We start from the raw sequence: 19,208 nt of genomic DNA, 5'->3' as shown, positions 1-19,208 counted from the left end.
TAGTAATTATTTAGTCAAAGGTATGATTTATTTTATTATTTTACTAATTTTTTTCGTTTTTTCAAAATACCGGCACATCCAGGTGATGGGGCACTCATCACACTTCGGCTTACGGGCAAGGCAGATGTATCGTCCATGTAAAATTAGCCAATGATGGGCAATCGCCAAAGTATCTTTGGGTAAATATTTTACCAACTGCTTTTCCACTGCGAGGGGCGTCTTTGCATCATCGGTAAGCCCAATGCGGTTGGCTACGCGGAATACATGGGTATCTACGGCGATAGCCGGGGCCTGATACACGACTGAAGCGATGACATTAGCGGTCTTGCGCCCAACACCTGGCAGCTTTTGCAGATCATCCACTGTATGGGGTATTACACCATCGAAGTCGTGGATTAGCGTTTGTGCCATGCCTACCAAGTGTTTAGCCTTATTATTCGGATAGCTTACGCTCCGGATGTACGTATACACCTCATCGGACGTGCTGGCCGCGAGGCTTTCGGCATCCGGAAAGCGGTTAAATAATGCAGGGGTTACTTGGTTGATGCGTTTGTCTGTGCATTGGGCGGACAAGATCACCGCTACCAGAAGCTCGTAAGGGTTGCTGTAATTCAATTCGGTTTGCGCATCGGGATTATGCGCCGAAAAATAGTCCACAAATGCCCGGTATCGTTCTTTTTTGAGCATAGCCAAACATAGGGAAAATTACAAACAAAGACTAAATCAGCCCGCAGGTGTTCGCCAGGTTTTCGAATACGACGTGATTTTGTTTACACTTCTGGTTTGCGGTTGCTGGAGCAGGGTATCCATCTTGCTTTTCAGGAAATCGTAGAACAGTTGATCGTCCATATCCAGTCGGATGAATTCTCGTTCTAGTTTTCTAATAACCCCTCGGGGTGAGTTTTTTTTTGTACACGTTTCTATCATAAGCGCGGATATATATTTTATTACAACGCGACAAAACGAATATTAGTATGGATACTGTAACGTTTTTGAGGCTTATTTCTTGCGCGTCGGTTCTGCCGCTTGCTGTTCGGCTAATTGAAGGGCTTTATAAGCATTGACGATTCCGCCGGTCACACAGATCTCATTCAGCGACACCCGCATGTTCTGACCTTCCGGCCCGGTTACCTTGACCCGTTGGTCTACCCGTGTGACGGATTGCATGATGATACGTTTCACCTCCATGGCCGGAAGCGTTGGATAATACGAGCGTATCAGTGCCGCTAATCCGGCTACCACAGGAGATGCCATACTGGTGCCCTGCTGGTCTTTATAGGTCGAACCCGGCATGGTGGAGTAAATATCGACTCCAGGCGCGAATACATCCACTGATCGGCGACCATAGTTAGAAAAGGAGGCGACCAGATCACCATCGTTTTTCCAATGGGTAGCGCCCACTTCTATCCAGGCACCGGCCTCGCCTTTGTTGATCCCTAGGCTATCGACGTAATTGCGATTGGGGAAATTGGGGTCAGCATCGTTGTCTTGGCCATCGTTTCCGGCAGCGTGTACGATGAGCACATCGTTTTCCATGGCAAAACGCACGGCGTCGTCCACCACCTGCTTATCCTTGGCGAAGGCTTTGCCAAAACTCATGTTGATGACCTTGGCTCCATTTTCTACCGCGTAGCGGATCGAGTTGGCCACATCTTTATCGCGCTCATCGCCATCGGGCACGGTACGCAGCGCCATAATGCGTACATTGTCAGCTACGCCTTTAATGCCGGTATCATTATCCCGGATGGCGCCGATGATGCCGGCTACGTGCGTGCCGTGTTCGGCATCGGGTCCTACCACATCGGGATTGCCGTAATCGCGCTCACGGCTGTTTTCGTAGTCATCGCCTATGATGTGGCGAGGGTCATATTCTTTGTTGAGGTGGTAATTGACCTGATTATTGAAATGTTCCACACCTTCCTCCAGCTCTTCATAGAATTTGCTGAAATCCGGTTCGTCTTTCAGCTCTTTCCTGACAATCTTTAAGGCCATCTTTTCCAGATCGCCTTCTGGCCGGTAGGTATCAAAATCAGCGAGCGTGGGTTTGTCTTTGCCCATGCGGACCACCATGGTGTCTATCGTGCGTTTCAAGTCGGCATAACTGATTTGGCCAAACCGCGCCTCCTGCATCTTATTGGCGTAATAGGTAACCATTTTTTGATATTCCTGAAACTCCCGACGCTCCTCTCCGCTCATGGGGGTAGAGGGTAATACGGATACATATTCCGGCTCGAGGTCCCTGATGAGGCGCGTCACCTCCATATTATCATATTGTACATTTTCGCCGTTGGCATTACCCAGGAAATTCCAACCGTATTTATCGTTGATATAGCCGTTGTCATCCGCATCAGCACCTGTGGATGCACTATCCTTTTCATTGATCCAAATGATATCATGGAGATCCTCGTGATTCACGTCTACACCGCCATCAATGACGGCTACCACTACCGGTGTGCTTTTCTTGTCTTTCAACAGCAGTTCATAGGCTTTTTCAGTACTGATACCCATGACACCATCCCGCTCAAAATCGAGATTGAACCAATTAGCAGGAGGTTTTTCTTTCGTTTGTCCAAGAGAAAATAACGGGAGCAGGGCAATGAAAAACGCGTTGAGCAACCTGTGGAACGCCATACAGTGGTCTAATTTAATGTGTGCGGGCAAATATAATGTTTATTGTCACGAGGTAATTGTTAAAGTTTCATCTGAGCATGAATTTCTCAATGGCAGATGAGAGATCAGCAACCTGCATTTAGCATGCAAGTTGCCTAAGTTTGATAAATATCCCATGAAAAGGTTTAACGGAATGATTATAATTCTTTCATTTGTATTGGATTAACCACGCGATGACAAAAAGCCTTTGATGTGTCTATGTCGTATTCGTATAAATGATCTTGTTTATGGATACTAAAATTACTTATATGTTGTTAATGAGTACAATCATCACTTCCTGTACACAAAACAGTTCCGATCGAAAAACATATGAATGGCCCACCGCCGATGCACCGGTAGCGGCCGTGCATCAACATAGCCGGGTGCTTCATGGCGATACGGTAATCGACAATTATTTCTGGCTGAATGATTATTTCAAAAAGGGACCCGACTCGGCTGCGGTGATCGCCTACCTCGAGGCGGAAAACCAATACACCGATACGATGATGAAAGGTACGGAGCCCTTGCAGACCAAGCTGTTTGACGAAATGAAGGGCCGGATTAAGGAGCAAGATGAATCTGTACCGTATCTCAAAAACGGCTATTATTATTATACCCGTACCGAAGAAGGCAAGCAGTATTTCAAGTTTTGTCGAAAGAAGGGCAGCTTGGATGCGCCCGAAGAGGTGCTTCTTGACGTAGATGCTATTGCTGCGGGTCATTCGTATTATGCGGCTACGGGGTTCAATGTGAGTCCTGATAACAAACTGCTCGCATACAGTGTGGATACGGTTTCGCGACGGCAGTATACCATCCATGTCAAAAACTTGGAGACGGGCGATTTGCTGACGGATGCGATTCCGGGTACGTCGGGTGGATCTGTTTGGGCGAATGACAATCGGACACTCTTTTATACCCAAAATAATCCATCTACCTTGCTTACGGAAAAAGTTATGCGACATGTTTTGGATACGGATAGTCGGGAGGATGCGGTAGTATACCATGAGCAGGATAATACCAATTATATCGGCGTGGGAAAAGCAAAGTCGGGTAAGTTTATTTATATCTATTCGGGCGGCACTTTATCGTCCGAAACCCGTTATTTGGAAGCCGATGATCCCACAGGCGCCTTTAAGGTGTTTCAGCCTCGCATGAAGGATGTGTTGTATGACGTGACGGCCTTAGAAGACCGGTTCCTTATTGTGACGAACCAAAACGCCAAGAACTTCAAGTTGATGGAATGCCCGTTTGACCGTACCGGTGTGGAACACTGGCAGGAAGTGATTCCACACCGCGAAGATGTACTGCTGGAAGACGTGGATGAGTTCAAGGATTTTCTCGTCGTTTCCGAACGCAAAGATGGTCTCATTCAGTTGGCCATCCGTAGCCTGAAGGACAGTGCAGCGCATTACCTCGATTTCGGAGAGGAAGCGTATACCGCCTATCCCTCCACGAATCCGGAATACGAAACCGCAACCTTGCGTTATGGATACACCTCACTTACGACACCTTCGTCCACTTACGACTATGATATGAGTACCCGTAAAAGGACCTTGCTGAAACAACAGGAAGTCGTAGGCGGATATACGATTGCTGATTATGTGACCGAACGCCTGTATGCCAATGCTGAGGACGGCACCTTGATACCTATTTCTTTGGTGTACAAAAAGGGATTCAAGAAAGACGGCCATGCGCCGCTGTTGCTTTATGGGTACGGTTCATACGGGGCCACGATGGACCCTTCGTTCAGTTCATCGCGGCTGAGCCTCTTGGATAGGGGATTTGTCTACGCCATCGCCCACATCCGTGGCGGGCAGGAGATGGGCAGGCAGTGGTATGAAGACGGCAAAATGATGAAGAAGAAAAACACCTTTACCGATTTCATCGCCTGTGGCCAGTTTTTAATCGGTCAGCAGTATACCGCTCCGCAACACTTATATGCTATGGGAGGGAGTGCCGGAGGTTTGCTGATGGGCGCGGTGGTCAACATGGCGCCCGAGCTTTGGCATGGCATCGTTGCGCAGGTGCCCTTTGTAGACGTCGTCAATACCATGCTGGATGAATCCATACCACTCACGACCAACGAATATGATGAATGGGGAAACCCCAATGAGCAGGAGGCCTATGCCTACATGAAGAGCTATTCACCCTATGAAAATGTCGAGGCGAAGGATTATCCCCATATGTTGGTGACCACAGGGCTGCATGATAGTCAGGTGCAATATTTTGAACCTGCCAAATGGGTGGCCAAGCTGCGGGCTACGAAAACAGATCGTCATGTGCTGCTGCTAAAGACAGAGATGGATTACGGTCACGGCGGGGCATCTGGCCGGTTCGATTACCTCAAAGAAGTAGCCCTTGAATACGCCTTTTTGCTGGCGTTGGAAGGGATTACGGATTAGGGGAAGGGGTGCTTTTTTCTTGCGCCTCTTTTTTCCGCAGTTCGAAATTTGCCGCGGCATTCCGGCTTGCTCTTGACGAAGCGAGTATAGCGCCTATGGTGAGGACTACAACGATAATAATGCCCCATATTCCCTTACGCTTGTCCTGTTTCATCAGCCAAATCAGAAAGGCGATGAGCGGAATAGCGAAAATGAAGATAAAAAACCAGCTGGTTCCTGTCATAACGGCACAAAGGTCGTAAAATTATTTGTAATGCTGCTTCTTGCCATCCCGGTTTTCTGCTTTTGCTACGGTAAAGCTAAATAAGTCCAAAAGACGGAAAAATCGCATTACCTTTGTCTAAGAGAAATATTTTTCTTAGATTTGGCACCCAAATTGCAACGGGGCTGTAATAGCTTTAATGATGAACACAAAAACTATAATCCCAGTGTCTACCGTGTCGTACGTTCAGTACCACACAAGGTGCTTTTTGTGTGAGGATTCAACGGCCGAAAAGCCGGTGCTCCGGTTCCGACGACCCATATTGCCCCGGGCTTAATGGTGGGGCACCCTTTTCCGAAAAACGTACAGTATTAGGTCCGATAGCTGTACATCATCAATAGTTTTTTAGTTTTTTATCATCAGAAACATACAACTCCGGTTGGCTGTTTTCAGTTTTTGGTTCTTCTATTCAATGGAACTTTCAGAATTTTTGGTAATTCCTGCATCCGAACAGCATATTGATTATGCCCAACAGATTTGCGACGAAATGGCCGAATCGGCAAAAGCCCGTGGTACAGGGATCGCCCGTCGTAGTCCGGAATACGTCGCAAACAAGATGCGTGAGGGGAAGGCAGTGATCGCACTGCGCAAATCAGATAAGGCATGGGCTGGTTTTTGCTATATTGAAACCTGGAGCCACGGTGACTTTGTGGCCAATTCGGGCTTGGTCGTCAGTCCCGAGTTTCGGAAGGCCGGTTTGGCCAAGGCGATAAAAAGACGTATATTCGACCTCTCCCGGGAGAAATATCCCAAGGCTAAAATATTCGGTCTTACGACAGGATTGGCCGTGATGAAGATCAACTCGGACCTGGGATATGAGCCGGTGACCTATTCGGAACTGACGCAAGATGAAGAGTTTTGGAAAGGCTGTCAAAGTTGTGTCAACTACGACATCCTGACCAGCAAGCAGCGTAAAAATTGCATGTGTACCGCAATGCTTTGGGATCCGGTAGAGAAAGAGAAGGAGTTGCGCGAGCGGATTGAGATGAAGGCCAAGGCGAAAGAGCGGCTAAAGCAAATTACCAAGAAATCGTCGCTGTTGAAGCGCATCGAGGCAAAACTGTGGAAATCGACCAAGAAAATGGTTACAGCATTCATCGCCCGGCATCCAAAGACAGTATAGCTACATAACTTAATAGATCATGAAGAAAGTCGTATTAGCATTCAGTGGGGGACTTGACACCTCGTTTTGTTGTATTTATTTATCCAGGGATTTGGGGTTGGAAGTACACTCGGTCATCGTCAATACCGGCGGCTTTTCTGCAGATGAGCTCGAGCAAATTGAGCAACGGGCTTATTCCCTCGGCGTGAAATCACATGCTGTGGCTGATGAAACACAAAACTACTACGACAGCAGCATCCGATACCTAATCTTCGGCAACGTATTGAAAAATGCCACGTACCCGCTCTCGGTGAGCGCCGAGCGGGTAAGCCAGGCCACAGCGATCGCCGCCTACGCCAAGAAAATAGGGGCCGAGTATGTCGCGCACGGCAGTACCGGAGCGGGCAATGATCAAGTGCGGTTTGATATGATTTTCAATACGCTCATTCCGGAAGTGGAGATCATCACCCCGATCCGCGACCTTAAGCTGAGCCGCGAGGAGGAAATCGAATACCTGCACAAACACGGTGTGGAGTTCAATGCCGAAAAAGCGAAATATTCTATTAATAAAGGCATTTGGGGCACTTCTGTAGGAGGCAAGGAAACACTTACTTCACATGAAACGCTGCCGGACGAAGCCTGGCCGACACCTGTGACGTCTGCCGAACCGAGACGTGTGACCATCGATTTCGAAAAGGGAGAGCCCGTGGCGTTGGATGGCAGGCAGATCGGCCCCGTGAAGGTCATCCAGGAGTTGCAGGCCATCGCCCAGCCCTATGGCATCGGGCGCGACATCCATGTGGGCGACACCATCATCGGTATCAAAGGGCGTGTGGGGTTCGAAGCAGCGGCCCCGCTCATCATCATCAAGGCACACCATACCTTGGAGAAGCACACACTCACCAAATGGCAATTGAGCTGGAAAGACCAGTTGTCGGCATTCTATGGCAACTGGATGCACGAGGGGCAGATGCACGATCCGGTAATGCGCGATATCGAGGCCTTTTTGAGAAGTGCACAAGAAACCGTAAGCGGCAAAGTCTTCGTGGAGTTGAACCCATACCGTTTTACGGTAATCGGTATCGAGTCGCCGCACGACCTGATGTCCAGCAAGTTTGGCAGCTATGGTGAAATGAATAATACCTGGACCGGCGATGACGTTAAAGGATTCTCCAAGATTTTCGGAAACCAGGTTTCCATTTGGCATAAGGTGAACGGGAAATAGGAACAACGTAGGAACAAGGATAGAAGGAGTAGGATTTAAAATGGATAAAATTAACGTAGGTATCATCGGTTCGGCAGGGTATACCGGAGGGGAGTTGCTGCGGATACTGATTAATCATCCCCATGTAGACATTGTATTTGCGCATAGTTCCAGCAATGCCGGCAAAAGGGTCTCCGATGTACACACCGACTTACTGGGCGATACCGATCTGCAATTTAGTGATGCGTACCATAGCGACATCGACGTTTTATTCCTGTGCGTGGGTCATGGCGATGCGCGCAAGTTTTTAGCGGCCAACACCGTCGCGCCGCACGTCAAGATCATCGACCTTTCACAGGATTACCGGCTAAGTGCCGATGCGGAATATCAAGATCGGCCGTTTATCTACGGGCTGCCCGAGCTGCAACGCGATGCCATCCGGTCGGCGCAGTATATTGCTAATCCGGGATGCTTCGCCACCGGAATACAACTGGCGCTGTTGCCGTTGGCAGCCAGCGGATCATTGCCGGAGCAAATCCATGTCAACGCCACAACAGGCTCTACCGGTGCCGGACAAAAGCTTGCTGCCACCTCGCATTTCAGCTGGCGCAACAATAACCTCTCGGTTTACAAGGCGTTTGAACACCAGCATCTGCAAGAGATTAGTGAATCGCTGGAAAAATTGCAACCAGGCTTTTTGCCGCGTGGAGAAGCGACACTGCAGCAGCAGGCACAACAGCGTATCAATATCATTCCCCAGCGGGGCGACTTTGCCCGGGGTATTTTATCGGCCATCTATTTAGAAAGCGACCTTAGCGAAGACGATGCTTATGCGCTGTATGCGTCTTATTATGCTCCCCACCCCTTCACGCACGTGAGTATTGCCAATATCGATTTGAAGCAGGTGGTCAATACGAACAAGTGCATCCTGCATGTTGAAAAGCATGGCAACAAGTTGTTGATCGTGAGCGCCATCGACAACCTGCTCAAAGGTGCCAGCGGGCAGGCCGTTCAAAACATGAACCTCCTATTCGGTCTGGAGGAGACCGCCGGACTTCGGTTGAAAAGTGTCGGATTTTAGCAATCCGTAAGCCACGGCTCAGGCGGTAGGCTTATTATGCCTGAATAACTCGTCCAAGCTTTCAAAAACCGCCCGCTTGGTTTTTTCCAGTTCGGTTTTCGTATGTGCTGCCGACACGAATCCCACCTCATAGCCTGACGGGCCAAGGTAGATGCCCCGGTTCAGCAGCTCGCGATGAAAGATCTTATATAGCTCCATGCTATGATGGTCGATATCGGTCGCCGCACGGATATGCTCTTTTTCGCTAAAAGCAAACCAGAAAATAGAACCTACGCTGAACAGCCTGACCCTGTAATTCTTGGCAGTGGTATATCGTTGAATAGCCTCCACGAACCCAGCAGTCTTCTGATTGAGATTTTTATAGAAGCCGTTGCTGCGGAGCTCGGTGAGCTGTGCAATTCCCGCAGCCATCGCCACGGGATTGCCCGATAGCGTGCCGGCTTGATAGACGCCGCCATCCGGTGAGATGTGACCCATGAGTTCGGCCGATGCGCCATAGGCGCCCACGGGCATGCCGCCGCCGATGATCTTACCGTAGGTGATGATGTCTGGCTGGATATCGTAATACGCGGCCGCACCTTCGAAACCCAATCGGAAACCGGTGATGACTTCATCAAAAATGAGCAGGCTGCCGTTTTCTTTCGTGATGTTGCGGAGGAAGCTGATGTATTCCTTTTCTTGTATGAGCAAGCCATTGTTGGCAGGGATCCCTTCGATGATGACCGCAGCGATCTGATCCTTGAATTCGGAAAAAGCTGTTTCCAATGCTTTCCGATCATCCAGGGGGATCACGATGGTCTCATCGGCAAATGCCTTGGGCACCCCCGCCGAAGACGTTTCGCCAAAAGTAACCAACCCGGATCCAGCTTTGACCAACAACGAATCCGAGTGCCCGTGGTAGCACCCCTCGAATTTGATGATCTTATCACGGCCGGTATATCCGCGTGCCAGGCGGATGGCAGACATGACCGCCTCTGTGCCGGAACTGACGAAACGGAGTTTTTCGATATAACTATTGTGTTTGAGAATAAGCTCGGCGAGCTCGTTTTCCAGGGCTGTGGGCGCGCCAAAGCTCAACCCTTTTTCCAGCGTCTTGGTCACCTTTTCCCGTATCTTCGGATGGTTATGCCCCAAGATCAGCGGTCCCCAAGAGCAGCAGAAGTCGATAAACTGGTTGCCGTCTGCATCCCACAGGAAGCATCCATCGCCACGTTCGATAAAAAGCGGGGTACCGTATACCGATTTAAATGCCCGTACCGGTGAGTTTACGCCTCCCGGAAAATACTGCTTGGCTTTTTCATAGAGCGCGGCAGACTTTTCCCTGGAGATGTCTCTTTTTTTGCCCGTTGGCGGCTGTGAATCATCGTTGCCACCAAACGCCTTTTTCAATGTATTTAACATGTAGGATATGAATCGTGTTTGTTTATGCTCATCAGAGCCATTTCTTTTCCAACACCTCTTTGGCGTGGTACGTGAGGATAGCCGTGGCGCCCGCCCGCCGTATGCCGGTGAGTACCTCCATGGTAGCCCGTTGTTCATCTAACCAGCCGTTGCGTGCCGAAGCCTTGATCATGGCATACTCACCACTCACGTTGTACGCAGCGATGGGCAGGTCAAAGTTGTCTTTGAGCAATTTGATGACATCTAAATAGGCCAAAGCCGGTTTTACCATCAAGAAGTCGGCGCCTTCCTGCGTGTCCAGTTCGGCTTCTATCAGGGCCTCCCGTTGGTTAGCCGGATTCATCTGGTAGGTTTTTTTATCTCCATGCTTCGGCGCCGAATTGAGCGCATCGCGAAAGGGGCCATAGAAGGCGCTGGCATATTTGGCTGTATAAGACATAAGCGATACGTTGGCGAATCCGTGTTCATCCAATACATGGCGGATATAGCCAATGCGGCCGTCCATCATATCTGATGGCGCCACGATATCTGCACCAGCTTGCGCATGGGCCAAGGCCATTTTGCCCAGGATATCGAGGGTCTCGTCGTTGAGTATTTGGCCCTCTTCGACAATGCCGTCGTGTCCGTCGCTGCTATAGGGATCCATGGCTACATCGGTAATCACACATGCTTCGGGGAAATGCCGCTTCACCTCATGGATCGCACGCAGGTACAAGCTGCCTTCTCGATAGCTTTCCGAGGCATACTTGTCTTTAAGTGATTCGTCAATGTTAGGGAATAGATCGAATGCCCGGAGGCCCAGGTTCATGCAGCTTTCTACCTCATGCAGCAACTTGTCGATGGAATAGCGGTAAATACCCGGCATGGAAGTCACCTCCGTCTGGATATCATTGCCTTCAATGACAAATAACGGAAATATGAGATTAGCCGCATTCAGGCGTGTTTCTTGCACCATATCACGTATAACCGCAGATTTCCGGTTCCTTCTGGGTCTGGTTAACATGTGTTCACTCATTTTTAGTTTGCCCTATCCCTTCCGTTATTAGTAATCCAACCCAAAGACGGCCTCTGCCAACCCGATTTCATCCGGCGAATAGGGCAAGGTGTATGATAAGCCCAGCTCCGCTATTTTCCTGCCTGTGGAATGCCCGATACAGATAATCTTTTGGCCGGGATCGACCAGGTTGTCAACAAAATAAGCCTCCACGTTGGTGGGACTGGTGAAGATGAGCACATCCGCATTCGATTTAGAAGCGTTTGTATCAATGCGTGTTTGGTAGACGGGCAGATTGATGATCTTCGTTTCGGCTGTTAGCGATTTTTGGATGGTCTCCAGTGAGTCCTTAGCCCTTGGGATGAGTACCGTTGTTCCGGAGGCTACTTTGGCAAATTCAGCAGCAATCTCCTCCATGTTGATGCCCAAGCGCTCACCCGAAAAATCGGGTGCATGGCCGAATTGCCTTAGCATTTCTTCTGACCCTCGACCAATGACGGCAAATTTTGTCCGTTTGCTGAGCCGCGGATTCAGCTTAAAGAAATTCTCTATCCCATTTTTGCTGCCAAAAAATATCCAGTCGACGTACTTGAGAATGTAGGGGTCCAGCTTGTTGATGATGGGAAATATCCGGATGAGCGAGCGGCCTTCCACCGTAATGCCGTGTTTGGCCATCGCCCGTTGAAAATAACTGGCTTCTGATATATCGCGTGTGATGAATACGTGGGAAGGCAGTTTCCTGTTCTTGTCAAATTTGGCGGCTATCCGCTCGGCCAATCCAGCCGTGTCGTCAGCTGAAAGATATAAGCGGTCAGGAAATTCCTCATCGCTGTCGGCTTTGGATGTCCATACTTCGTATTTGCCATTTTGCTTACGGCAATAACAGCCCAGTGGCGCGTGGCATCCCGCGTCGAAGATATTCAACACCTTGCGCTCCACGGCAATGGTATCTGCTACTGCTGTGTCGTTGATGGTTTGCAGGAGGTCATGCAGCTGCTTGTCATTGTCACGGATCTGCACCGCCAATACACCTTGCGCAGGAGCCGGAATGATTTCAACGGGGGGCAATTCTTCGATATGAAAATCGCTTAAATCCGCGGCAATGCGTGTGATGCCGGCTTTGGCCAACATGATGGCGTCATAATTTTCGTCGCGGAGTTTCTCGATGCGGGTCAAGACATTGCCCCGCAGGTCATCAAATTCAAGATCGGGCCGCATGGCCAGTAACTGCGCCTTCCGACGGTTGGATGAGGTGCCTACGGTGGCATTATGCTTGAGGGAGAGCCGTTTTTTGAGGTCTACACAATCCTTGTGGATGATGAGCAACTCCGAGGGATCTTCACGGGATGATACCGCAGCAACCGTGAGACCCACCGGATGCACGGTGGGGAGGTCCTTATGTGAATGGACGGCCAAGTCGATATTCCCATTCAATAGCTCTTCCTCCAATTCCTTTGTGAAAAATCCTTTTCCTTCAAGCTTGTCTAATCGCAGGTGCTGCACGATATCGCCTTGGGTTTTGATGATTTTCAGTTCAGCCTGAATACCAATATCAGCCAGCCTATCTTTGATATAATTAGCTTGCCATAACGCCAACTCACTGCCTCGGGTACCGATGATGAGCGTGCGGTCCACCTTTTGGGTGTGCTTTTTAGCGATTTTAGTCAAGGATTCCTCTATTAGCATACGCAAATTTAGCGAATAAAAGCATTATCCGCGCGGATATTTAAAAGATTGTCAAGTTGAACAAGACTAATGGCAGTAGGCAGGATTTAATTAAAGTCGATGTGGTTTGTTTTGACTAAAATGTCTTTAGCCATGACCATAGGCACCTTGATGTACTTTTTCTCCATGTAGTCAATCACTTTTTCCAGTACTTTTCGCGAATGATCATCCAGCGCACCCACCTCATTAGCAAACACCTCATTGAGTGCAAACGATCGGATTTCCTTTACTTTCTCAGGTACCTCACGCATGGCCAGCTCTACCCGGCGTTGCTTGAGTATCGGGAGAAACTCGCGGATATTATCGGCAATGATTTGCTCGGCATGCGCTAGCTCATCATAGCGCTCCTGCAGGTTTTTTGACGCGACGGCTTGCAAGCTGCTTACCTCGATGTAATGGATGGGGTAATGCTGGCGCACATCCTGGTGTATATCGTTTGGTATGGCCAAATCTACGATGACCTTTTTGTCGGTATCCCCGTTGAGCAGCGACTGATACAATGCTGTATCCACAATGGCTTCCGGCGCCCCCGTACAGGTGATCATGATGTCGAAACCGCCCTTGTAATGCGGCAGCTCGCTCAGCGGATAGGCCTTGGCATTTAATTCGGTACTCAGCGCAAGGGCATTTTCCACGGTGCGGTTGAAGACGACAAAATTGGAAAACCGATGCTTTTGAAGATATTTGGCGATGTTTTGATTGGTTTCACCCGCTCCGATGATGAGGATGCGGGGGTTGTCATGCAATTTGGTCTCTTTTAATTTGCGGTAAGCCAGTGAAACGACGGAAACCGGATTGCGTGAAATCCGGGTATGTGTATACACTTCCTTAGCCGTTTTGACCAGGCAATTCATGACCAATCGCAAAAAATCTCCCGTAAATCCGCTCTTGCGGCAGCGTTCATAGGCTTTGCGCACCTGTGCGAGAATCTCCTTTTCACCGACGACCAGGCTTTCCAAGGAGCAGGACATACGAAGCAAGTGGTTGAGGGCGTCGAGGCCCTCATAAGTCGTTACCTGATCCAGAAAACACTCCAATCGATCAGATGGAACACAGAAGTTGAGTTTGTGCATGAATTCCTTGATGAACGCCGGTTTCAGTTCATGGGCGCCATAAAAGACGAATTCCACACGGTTGCAGGTGCCGATATAAAAAATTTCAGGGATGTCAAAGCTGGTTTTAAGGTTGATTAGCCGACTTTCCAATTCTTCATTGCAAATCACAAGGTTACCTAAGTCCTTTAAATCCACATATTTGTGGGTAAACGCGATGACTTTAAGATTCTTCAAGGCTATACTATCCCCCTAATTTTCTGGTAGCAAAAGTACAACATCTCCTACCTGTGGTGTGTCAGAAACGTGTAAAACACATATATTTAGAATGTTTATAAATAGTGTGATTCAGGCGGGTTGCGTCTCGATGGGGATCCGGTTCGCTCCGCTTCCGTCTCCAAGGTCTCACCTGCAACTGCCTAAATCACGGCAGGGGGTTTGGCGGGGCAAAATTTGTTGCACAACAAAAAATAGTATACATTTGCGGTATCATTTAGGGGTGCCTTGTTTGTACAAGCAAACACAAATAAAGGCTGAGATTATACCCATTGGCGTTGAGATGCCAAGCACCTGATCCGGATAATGCCGGCGTAGGGAGGTAAGTTAAATCATTGAGCTGTCATTAGCCCCTTATGACAGTGGCATTTAACTAAAATCAATTCAGATGTTTAAAAAATTGATCGCAGGGATTGCGTTTGTTGTGCATGCAGGGATTTCCATGGCACAATATAGTATTACCGTGCAGGTATCCCACACGGATAGTGGTCGGCCCATGCCGGGTGCTACCGTACGCGTTGAGGGAACCATTTATCAAGGCCAAACGGATGCCGCTGGCCAGGCCGTTATCCGCAATGTAAAAGCGGGTACTTATTCCATTGCGGTGAGCCATCTTGGCTATGCGCCGTTGATAAGACAGATTTCGCTTTCGGGCGATGAGACCGTCCGTTTATCGTTGCAACGGACCACGTTGCTTACCGACGAGGTGGTTGTACAGGCTACGCGTGCCACCGAGAATACGGCCACCACCTATAAAAATCTCGGCAAGGCGGATATCGTCAAAAATAACCTGGGGCAGGATATTCCTTATTTGCTTGATCAAACCCCCGGGGTGGTGATCTCTTCGGATGCCGGAGCAGGTATCGGATATACCAGCATGCGTATTCGCGGAAGTGATGCGCAACGGACAAACGTCACGGTCAATGGCATACCGCTCAACGATGCGGAGAGTTTGGGTTCGTTTTTTATCAATTTGCCCGATTTTGCCTCTTCCGTTGATAATATACAGATTCAACGCGGTGTCGGCACGTCTACCAATGGTGCGGGCGCGTTCGGTGCCAGCCTCAATATTCAAACCAATACCCTTCAGGCGGCACCGTATGCCGAAGTGGATAATTCATTCGGTTCCTACCGCTCATGGAAAAACACCGTGCGTATCGGAACAGGATTAATCGATAATCGGTTCAGTTTCGACGGACGCCTGTCGCGTATCGAAACCGATGGTTATATCGATCGCGCAACGGCTGATTTGCAGTCTTTCTTCTTCTCCGGAGCTTGGCACGGCAAGAATAGCCTGTTGCGTGCCAATGTGTTCGGCGGCAAGGAAAAGACGTACCAGGCGTGGTATGGCACACCCGAATCGCGGCTTACCGGCGATGTGCAGGCCATGGAAGCGTACGCAGCGGATGACGGGCTGACAGCGTATGAGCTCGAAAACTTATTGCGCTCCGATAGGCGCTACAATAAATACCTGTATGACAATGAAACCGATAATTACCAGCAGACCCATTACCAGTTGCTCTTTTCTTCTGCGTTGAATGAGCAGTTTACCCTGAACACAGCGCTGCACTACACACGGGGAAAAGGGTATTACGAGCAGTTCCGGGATCAGGATGACTTCGCGGCTTATGGATTGTCTCCGATCGTTGTGGGCGAGCGCACGATAACGGCAATGGATCTCGTGCGCCAGCGGTGGTTGGATAATCACTTTTACGGCGGTACCTATTCCTTGGTCTATGAACATGAAAGCGGGATTGAGCTTACCTGGGGAGGGGCCTATAATCAATACGAAGGAGGGCATTATGGCGATGTTGTCTGGTCCGAATATCCTTTTGCGATCGATCGGTCATATCCGATTGGTGAAGATGGCGGTTTCCAGACCACCCATCGTTACTACGATGGGGAGGCCACCAAAAAGGATTTCAATACCTACCTGAAGGCTTCGTACCAACTGGATAAGCTGTTCTTGTTTGCTGACGTCCAATACCGGCATATTGACTATGCCATTGCGGGTATAGATAATGATCTGCGGGACATTACGCAGGGTGCCACATTTGATTTTTTCAACCCCAAGGTTGGACTTACTTACCAGTTATCGGCATCAAGCAATGTGTATGCGTCGTATGCGTTGGCCAATAAGGAGCCGGTACGCAGCGATTTCACTGATTGGCCTGTTGAGCAGACCCCCAAGGCGGAGCGGCTGCACGATATGGAGGCCGGTTACCGCATCCGGTCACAGCAATTCAATGTCGGGATTAACGGCTATGCGATGCTTTATGACAACCAGCTGGTGCTCACCGGGCAACTCAATGATGTCGGCAGTACGTTGAGAAAAAATGTCGACGATAGTTATCGCATCGGTTTGGAGGTTGACGGAAGGTGGGCACCCACTCCATGGTTTGCCTGGAGCGCCACGGGTGTCTATAGTCAAAATAAGATTAACAATTTCACGGAAGTGGTCGGCGATGTGGAGAATTTTTATGAGACCACGGATATTTCGTTTTCACCGGATTGGGTGGCCTCAAGCGAGCTAAGTTTCAGGCCATGGAAACCCGTTGAACTGGCGCTGCTCAGCAAATATGTGTCCAGGCAGTATCTGGATAATACGGGCAATGAAGATAGAAGTATCGAGGGGTTTTTTGTAAACCATGTGCGGGTGGCGTACAATACGTCCTTTTGGAAATTGAAAAACTTGGGAGTGACACTCTTGGTCAACAACGTGTTTAATACGCAGTATGCGTCAAGCGGATACACCTGGGGATACTACTTGTCCGAAACGGATAGGGTAGACTATAATTTCTACTACCCGCAGGCAACGGCTAACTTTTTACTGGGGCTGAATCTTCGGTTTTAGACGGCGGCAGCGATGCTGGCACGGACGCAATGTTGTAAAAATAATAATACGCTTATCATTTACAGGCAAGGTATGGTTGACTTTATAGCAAAAATGTATTTATCTTTAGGAAAAATTATCACTATGCAACACACATTAAAGTCAATAAGCGCGTTCATGGGATTGACCATGATGATCTCTTCCTGCGACTCGTCGGCTCCTCAGGAAAACGAAAACGGACAGGTTGATTCAACATATGCGCCGGTAGAAACCAAAGCGCCCAACACGGAGTATAAACCGGCGTTTGAAGGGCAGACCCGCATAGCCGGTGTCAAAACAACTACGCCGTACGACGTGGCGGTGCTGAGCGAAGGGCTGGAGCGGCCATGGGGCCTTACGGTGCTGCCTGATGGGCGGCTATTGATCACGGAGAAAAGCGGTACGCTGCGGATCGCCGCCCAAGACGGCAATCTGAGTGCGCCGATCACAGGACTGCCAGCGGTCAAGGATGCGGGCCAAGGGGGATTGTTGGGGATTACCGTTGACCCTGCATTCGACAGTAATCGAATGGTCTTCTGGTCTTTTTCGGAGGATTCTCCACAGGGTACACTGACCGCCGTTGCCAAAGGCCGGCTGTCCGATGATGAGAAGACCATCGAAAATGCGCAGGTCATCTACCGCGCTACACCCGCCCATAAAAGCGACCTGCACTATGGTTCGCGCATCCTGTTCGATAAAACCGGCAACATCGTTGTCAGTACCGGAGAGCGGTCGGATATCGTGACCCGCCCTCAGGCCCAGGACCTCAATTCGGCCTTGGGCAAGGTCTTGCGCATTACCCCCGAGGGCAAGCCGGCACCGGGTAACCCGTTTGAGGGAAGGGATGATGCCCGGCCGGAAATCTATTCATACGGACACCGTAATGTGCAGGGCTTGGCATTTCACCCTGTTACCGGTGACCTGTGGGAAGGGGAGTTCGGTCCCCGTGGTGGCGATGAGATCAACCGCATTGAGCCCGGCAAGAATTATGGATGGCCCACCATTACCTACGGTATTGAATATAATGGCAACAAGGTCGGCGATGCCATCCAGCAGCAAGACGGTTTAGAACAACCCGTATATTATTGGGATCCGGTCATCTCGCCGAGCGGCATGACCTTTTTCTCGGGCAATTCGATTCCCGAATGGGAAAACAACCTGTTCATTGCGGCCCTAAGTGGCGTGCATATCGCTCGGTTGGTGATTGAAGATAACAAGGTAATAGGCGAAGAGCGGCTGCTTATCGATGAGGCCCAGCGTTTTAGAGATGTGCAGCAAGGCAAGGATGGGGCGCTTTACGCCATTACAGATGGCGGGAGGTTATACCGAATCGGCAAGTAATTCACGGATCGCACCTGACTGTACAGCGTGAGGGCCGTTATACAACGGGTTACTGAGGCTTCTTGCACCGTAAGCGAGCAGATTACCGGGTCGGTCGGGCGTGGCTATTTGGTGCTATTGGGCATCGAAGAAGCTGATAGCAGCGATGACGTAGCGTGGTTGGCCCAGAAGATCGCCAATTTGCGGGTATTCGGCGACGAAAACGGGCTGATGAATAAGTCTATACGCGAGGTTGATGGCAATATCTTGCTCATATCTCAATTCACGCTGTTCGCGCAGACCAAAAAAGGAAACCGCCCATCGTTTATTCGTGCAGCGAAGCCCATCAAGGCCATTCCCTTGTACGAGGCCATGGTCGCCGAGCTTTGCGCGCTGCTAGGCAGGGATATTGCCACGGGAGTATTCGGCGCGGATATGAAGATCTCCCTTGTCAACGACGGACCAGTAACCATTGTCATGGATACCAAGGATAAAGATAACCACTGACTAACCACCAATCACTAATCACCAACAACATGACCATCAAAGAAGCGCAGGATCAGGTAGACCAATGGATCAACACGACAGGCATCCGTTACTTCAATGAACTTACCAATACGGCTATCTTGATGGAAGAAGTGGGGGAGGTAGCACGTGTCATGGCCCGCAAATATGGCGAACAATCCTTTAAGAAATCCGACGAGCAGGTAGATCTGGCGGATGAAATGGCCGATGTGCTTTTTGTGCTGATCTGTTTAGCTAACCAAACGGGTATAGATCTCACCGATGCGTTGACTAAAAACCTGGAAAAGAAAAACATCCGGGATGCGGATCGGCATCGGAATAACGAGAAACTCAAATAGTCAGG

The 19,208-nt window shown here is 49.5% G+C and carries 16 protein-coding genes; 8 read left to right on the top strand and 8 right to left on the bottom strand.

What is annotated here, in order from left to right:
• Nucleotides 1-27: 27 nt before the first annotated feature.
• From nth to ACMGDE_RS03115, 3 genes are all read right to left on the bottom strand, one after another.
• A complete protein-coding gene (nth, locus tag ACMGDE_RS03125) occupies nt 28-687 on the bottom strand; it encodes an endonuclease III (protein WP_436831300.1) in 660 nt (219 codons plus the stop codon).
• A 36-nt stretch (nt 688-723) separates the two neighbouring features.
• Nucleotides 724-849, bottom strand: coding sequence for a hypothetical protein (locus ACMGDE_RS03120; protein WP_436831299.1), 126 nt, complete (start codon nt 847-849; stop codon nt 724-726).
• Between the two features lie 150 nt (nt 850-999).
• Nucleotides 1,000-2,631 (bottom strand): S8 family serine peptidase, encoded by a 1,632-nt coding sequence (locus ACMGDE_RS03115; protein ID WP_436831298.1) that lies wholly within the window; start codon nt 2,629-2,631, stop codon nt 1,000-1,002.
• Nucleotides 2,632-2,927: 296 nt separating this feature from the next.
• On the opposite strand from ACMGDE_RS03115, the gene ACMGDE_RS03110 reads away from it, so the two are divergent.
• Entirely contained in the window at nt 2,928-5,051 is a 2,124-nt protein-coding gene (locus ACMGDE_RS03110) for a S9 family peptidase (RefSeq protein WP_436831297.1), read from the top strand.
• On the opposite strand, the gene ACMGDE_RS03105 is transcribed toward ACMGDE_RS03110, so the two are convergent.
• Nucleotides 5,041-5,274 carry a hypothetical protein gene (locus ACMGDE_RS03105; protein WP_436831296.1) on the bottom strand — a complete coding sequence of 78 codons (234 nt, stop codon included), beginning with the start codon at nt 5,272-5,274 and terminating at the stop codon, nt 5,041-5,043. The two genes, ACMGDE_RS03110 and ACMGDE_RS03105, sit on opposite strands and share 11 nt — an antisense overlap.
• Before the next feature lie 451 nt (nt 5,275-5,725).
• Between ACMGDE_RS03105 and ACMGDE_RS03100 the strand changes: the two genes are divergently transcribed.
• Genes ACMGDE_RS03100 through argC form a run of 3 tightly spaced genes read left to right on the top strand, consistent with a single transcriptional unit; the run spans nt 5,726 to nt 8,700 of the window.
• Nucleotides 5,726-6,436, top strand: a complete 711-nt coding sequence (locus ACMGDE_RS03100; protein ID WP_436831295.1) for a GNAT family N-acetyltransferase — start codon at nt 5,726-5,728, stop codon at nt 6,434-6,436.
• 19 nt (nt 6,437-6,455) lie between these two features.
• Nucleotides 6,456-7,640 carry an argininosuccinate synthase gene (gene argG / locus ACMGDE_RS03095; RefSeq protein ID WP_436831294.1) on the top strand — a complete coding sequence of 395 codons (1,185 nt, stop codon included), beginning with the start codon at nt 6,456-6,458 and terminating at the stop codon, nt 7,638-7,640.
• A gap of 40 nt (nt 7,641-7,680) precedes the next feature.
• Complete coding sequence (argC, locus tag ACMGDE_RS03090) at nt 7,681-8,700, top strand: N-acetyl-gamma-glutamyl-phosphate reductase (protein ID WP_436831293.1); 1,020 nt, start codon at nt 7,681-7,683, stop codon at nt 8,698-8,700.
• An 18-nt stretch (nt 8,701-8,718) separates the two neighbouring features.
• Here the strand turns inward: argC and hemL are convergent, their stop codons facing one another.
• From hemL to hemA, 4 genes are all read right to left on the bottom strand, one after another.
• Complete coding sequence (gene hemL, locus ACMGDE_RS03085; RefSeq protein ID WP_436831292.1) at nt 8,719-10,101, bottom strand: glutamate-1-semialdehyde 2,1-aminomutase; 1,383 nt, start codon at nt 10,099-10,101, stop codon at nt 8,719-8,721.
• 31 nt (nt 10,102-10,132) lie between these two features.
• Complete coding sequence (gene hemB, locus ACMGDE_RS03080) at nt 10,133-11,104, bottom strand: porphobilinogen synthase (protein WP_436831291.1); 972 nt, start codon at nt 11,102-11,104, stop codon at nt 10,133-10,135.
• Nucleotides 11,105-11,143: 39 nt separating this feature from the next.
• Nucleotides 11,144-12,730 carry a hydroxymethylbilane synthase gene (gene hemC / locus ACMGDE_RS03075; RefSeq protein WP_436831774.1) on the bottom strand — a complete coding sequence of 529 codons (1,587 nt, stop codon included), beginning with the start codon at nt 12,728-12,730 and terminating at the stop codon, nt 11,144-11,146.
• Between the two features lie 137 nt (nt 12,731-12,867).
• The gene (hemA, locus tag ACMGDE_RS03070; protein ID WP_436831290.1) at nt 12,868-14,109 is read right to left on the bottom strand and encodes a glutamyl-tRNA reductase; all 1,242 of its coding nucleotides are present in this window, start codon (nt 14,107-14,109) and stop codon (nt 12,868-12,870) included.
• 427 nt (nt 14,110-14,536) lie between these two features.
• Between hemA and ACMGDE_RS03065 the strand changes: the two genes are divergently transcribed.
• From ACMGDE_RS03065 to ACMGDE_RS03050, 4 genes are all read left to right on the top strand, one after another.
• Nucleotides 14,537-17,002, top strand: coding sequence for a TonB-dependent receptor (locus tag ACMGDE_RS03065; RefSeq protein WP_436831289.1), 2,466 nt, complete (start codon nt 14,537-14,539; stop codon nt 17,000-17,002).
• A gap of 123 nt (nt 17,003-17,125) precedes the next feature.
• Nucleotides 17,126-18,361 carry a PQQ-dependent sugar dehydrogenase gene (locus ACMGDE_RS03060; RefSeq protein WP_436831288.1) on the top strand — a complete coding sequence of 412 codons (1,236 nt, stop codon included), beginning with the start codon at nt 17,126-17,128 and terminating at the stop codon, nt 18,359-18,361.
• Nucleotides 18,362-18,388: 27 nt separating this feature from the next.
• Nucleotides 18,389-18,847 (top strand): D-aminoacyl-tRNA deacylase, encoded by a 459-nt coding sequence (gene dtd / locus ACMGDE_RS03055; RefSeq protein ID WP_436831287.1) that lies wholly within the window; start codon nt 18,389-18,391, stop codon nt 18,845-18,847.
• A gap of 29 nt (nt 18,848-18,876) precedes the next feature.
• Nucleotides 18,877-19,203, top strand: a complete 327-nt coding sequence (locus ACMGDE_RS03050) for a nucleotide pyrophosphohydrolase (protein ID WP_436831286.1) — start codon at nt 18,877-18,879, stop codon at nt 19,201-19,203.
• Nucleotides 19,204-19,208 lie beyond the last annotated feature (5 nt).

This window comes from Parapedobacter brassicae (genome assembly GCF_051400755.1).
In the GTDB taxonomy this organism is placed as follows: Bacteria; Bacteroidota; Bacteroidia; order Sphingobacteriales; family Sphingobacteriaceae; genus Parapedobacter.
This window is presented reverse-complemented; position numbering and strand designations above follow the sequence as displayed.